This window comes from Elstera sp. (assembly GCF_044372965.1).
In the GTDB taxonomy this organism is placed as follows: Bacteria; Pseudomonadota; Alphaproteobacteria; order Elsterales; family Elsteraceae; genus Elstera.
Window position 1 is genome coordinate 1 of sequence record NZ_JBILQX010000275.1, and the last position, 3,399, is coordinate 3,399.

At 59.8% G+C, this 3,399-nt stretch carries 4 protein-coding genes; all 4 read right to left on the minus strand.

Annotated features, from left to right (window positions below; all coding sequences use genetic code 11):
• The coding region (locus ACIQ36_RS19450) for a branched-chain amino acid ABC transporter permease (RefSeq protein ID WP_395832441.1) at positions 1–488 on the minus strand (488 nt) is incomplete at its 3' end.
• 85 nt (positions 489–573) lie between these two features.
• A complete protein-coding gene (locus ACIQ36_RS19455; RefSeq protein ID WP_395832443.1) occupies positions 574–1,800 on the minus strand; it encodes an ABC transporter substrate-binding protein in 1,227 nt (408 codons plus the stop codon).
• Positions 1,801–1,827: 27 nt separating this feature from the next.
• Entirely contained in the window at positions 1,828–2,550 is a 723-nt protein-coding gene (locus ACIQ36_RS19460) for an ABC transporter ATP-binding protein (protein WP_395832445.1), read from the minus strand.
• Positions 2,537–3,316: an ABC transporter ATP-binding protein gene (locus tag ACIQ36_RS19465; RefSeq protein ID WP_045776223.1), complete on the minus strand. Its 780-nt coding sequence runs from the start codon at positions 3,314–3,316 to the stop codon at positions 2,537–2,539. The genes ACIQ36_RS19460 and ACIQ36_RS19465 overlap by 14 nt, the downstream gene beginning before the upstream one ends.
• Between the last annotated feature and the right edge of the window lie 83 nt (positions 3,317–3,399).

The window sequence follows — 3,399 nt, forward strand, 5'->3', positions numbered from 1 at the left end:
CCCAAGCACACGGCAAACGCCGCGACCACCACCCAGGCGCGGTAGTTCGGCAAGAACATAAAGCCGAGGTTCTGGCCCCCGCGCAAAGCATCGGGAATCGCATAGGGTTGGCCCGAGACGCCGAACATCTGCCGAAACGCGCCTTCCGCCAGCAGCGTGAGGCCGAAGGTCAGCAGCAGCCCGTAAAGATGATCGAGCTTATAGAGATGCCGCAGCAACAGCCGCTCAACGATAATCCCAATCGCGCCGACAATCAGCGGCGACAGCAACAGCGCGGGCCAATACCCGATACCGGCATAATTGAGCAACATCCAGGCCACGAACGCGCCCATCATATAGAGCGCGCCATGGGCGAAGTTGATGACGTTGAGAATCCCGAAAATGATCGCGAGCCCCAGCGACAGCAGGGCATAGAAGCAACCGTTAATCAGGCCGATCAAAAGCTGACCGTAAAGGGCAGCCATCGGCACACCAAAAATTTCTGTCATGAACGGGAATCCGGGTCAGGGCTCGCCCTCCGCCCGCAGCCCAAGGGCCACGGACGGAAGCCGACGCAGAAGGAAACCTGGGCTCTTACTTTACCAGCGGGCAGCCGCCATCCTTTTCAGGACGGAAGGCTTCGTCGCCGGGAATGGTCGCCAGGATCTTGTAGTAATCCCACGGGGCTTTCGATTCCGCCGGGGTCTTTACCTGGGCCAGATACATATCGTGGACCATGCGGCCATCGGTACGAATCTTACCGTTCTTGGCGAACATATCATTGATCGGTAGTTCGCGCATTTTCATCGCAACCTTGGTCCCGTCATCGGTGCCAGCCGCCTGAACCGCCTTCAGATAATGCAGCGCCGAGGAATAGACCCCCGCCTGCACCATGCTGGGCATGCGCTTCATCTTATCGAAGAACCGCTTGGAGAAGGCGCGGGTTTCATCGTTCATATCCCAGTAGAAGCCGGTGGTCAGGGTCAGGCCCTGCGCCGTTTGCAGCCCGAGCGAATGCACGTCGGTGATGAAGATGAGCATCCCCGCGAGGCGCTGGCCGCTCTGGGTAATGCCAAACTCCGCCGCCTGCTTAATCGTCTGCACGGTATCGAGACCGGCATTGGCAAGACCGATCACCTTCGCCTTGCTGGCTTGGGCTTGCAGCAGGAAGGAGGAGAAATCGGCATTGGAGAGCGGGTGGCGCACACCGCCGAGCACCTTACCGCCGTTGGCGACAACCGCCGCCGTCGTGTCGCGTTCCAGCGCCTGACCGAAAGCATAATCGGCGGTGAGGAAGAACCAGGTATCGCCGCCCTGCTTCACGGTCGCCTTGCCGGTACCGTTGGCGAGCGCATAGGTGTCGTAAGTGTAATGCACGCCGGTTACAGCGCAAGCCTTGCCCGACAGATCGGAGCTGGCGGCCCCATTGTGCAGAATGACCTTATTCTTTTCCTTACCGATTTCCTGCACCGCCAGCGATACGGCGGAGTTCAGCAGATCGGTGATCACGTCGACCTTATCGGCATCGACCCATTTGCGGGCGATCGAGGCGGCGATATCGGCCTTATTCTGATGGTCGGCGAAAGCGGTTTCGATGGGCTTGCCCAGAACCGTGCCGCCGAAATCGGCAATGGCCATTTTCACGGCCTCAAGGCTGCCCTGGCCACCCACGTCGGCGTAAACGCCCGACCCATCGGTGAGCACGCCGATCTTCACGATATCATCAGTAAGCTGGGCCTGCGCCGAGCCTGCGGCAAGCAAAGCCGCACCGGCCAATAAAACCGTGCGGAGCGTGCCGTAGGTGTGTTTCGTCTTGGTCATCGGAATTTCCTCCCCAAAATTGTCCGATTACACGCCGAGGTAGCGTTTCAGATCCTCGGTCTTCGCTTCGAGTTCATCGGCGGCAATCGCGTCGACAACCCGTCCGTTTTCCACCACGTAGTGACGGTCGGCGACCGTCGCGGCGAAGCGGAAATTCTGTTCCACCAGCAGCACGGTAAAGCCGCGCGCTTTGATTTCCCGGATCGTTTCGCCGATCCGGTCGATGATGACCGGGGCCAGCCCTTCGGTCGGCTCGTCCAGCATCAGCAGATTGGCCCCCGTGCGCAGAATCCGCCCGATGGCGAGCATCTGCTGCTCACCTCCCGACAGTTTCGTGCCCTGGCTGCGGCGGCGTTCCTTGAGGTTCGGGAACATCGTATAGATTTCCTCGACACTCATCCCGCCCGGCTTCACCACCGGCGGCAGCATCAGGTTCTCCTCGACCGAAAGCGCCGCGAAAATCGCCCGCTCTTCCGGGCAGAAAGCAATCCCGCGCCTGGCAATCGTATGGGGGGCGCGGTCGATGATGTTTTCACCCTCGAACGTTACCGTGCCCGTGCGCTTGCCGACCAAACCGATGATGGATTTCAGCGTCGTGGTCTTGCCCGCGCCGTTGCGCCCGAGCAGGGTGACGACTTCGCCCTGGCGCACATTGAACTCCATCCCATGCAAAATATGGCTTTCGCCGTAATGAGCATGAAGATCGCGCACCTCCAAAAGAGGCGCGCCCTGAACATTAGTGGTGGCCATGACCGGACCCCATGTAAGCGCTGATAACCTGCGGATTCTGCGAAACCTCGGCATAGGTGCCTTCGGCGATGATTTCGCCCCGCTGCAGCACCGAGATTGTGTCCGACAGGTCGGCGACGACCGACAGATTATGTTCCACCATCAGCACCGTGCGGCCCTTGGCCGACTGTTTGATGAGGGCGGATATGCGGCCGATATCCTCGCGCCCGAGCCCCGCCATCGGCTCATCCAGCAGCATCACATTCGGCTCCAGCGCCAACGTGGTAGCGATTTCCAGCGCGCGCTTGCGCCCATAAGCCAGTTCAACGGCGGTATGGGTGCGAAACTCCGACAGGCCAACCGCGTCAATCAACTCGTCGGCGCGGTCGTTATACTGATCGAGAATTTTCTCGGACCGCCAGAAATCGAAACAGCCGCCGCGCTTACGCTGCAGGGCCACGCGCACGTTTTCGCGCACGCTGAGATGGGGGAACACCGCCGAAATCTGGAAGGACCGCACGAGGCCGCGCTGGGCGATGGACGCAGCTTCGACCGAGGTAATATCCTCGCCCCGGTAAAATATCTGGCCGCTTGTCGGAACCAGGAACTTCGTCAACAGATTGAAAACCGTCGACTTCCCCGCGCCATTCGGGCCGATCAACGCGTGAATCGTGCCTTCTTTGACCGATAAGTCTACGGATTTAACGGCTGTGAAGCCAGAAAACTGCTTCGTCAGCCCCCGCGTCTCAAGGATAGCGGTGCTCACCAATTCGTATACCTCCCCCATGCGAAGCTTTTATTGCTTCTTTCCGTCCGAGTTTTCCTCGGTACGCCCGACAAGACGAGCCAACCTGAGTGATCCGTCAACTC

Excerpts from the sequence above, each read along its gene's own strand:
- ACIQ36_RS19455 (WP_395832443.1), bottom strand. The coding sequence starts at position 1,800 with ATGACCAAGACGAAACACACCTACGGCACGCTCCGCACGGTTTTATTG.
- ACIQ36_RS19460 (WP_395832445.1), bottom strand. The coding sequence starts at position 2,550 with ATGGCCACCACTAATGTTCAGGGCGCGCCTCTTTTGGAGGTGCGCGAT.
- ACIQ36_RS19465 (WP_045776223.1), bottom strand. The coding sequence starts at position 3,316 with ATGGGGGAGGTATACGAATTGGTGAGCACCGCTATCCTTGAGACGCGG.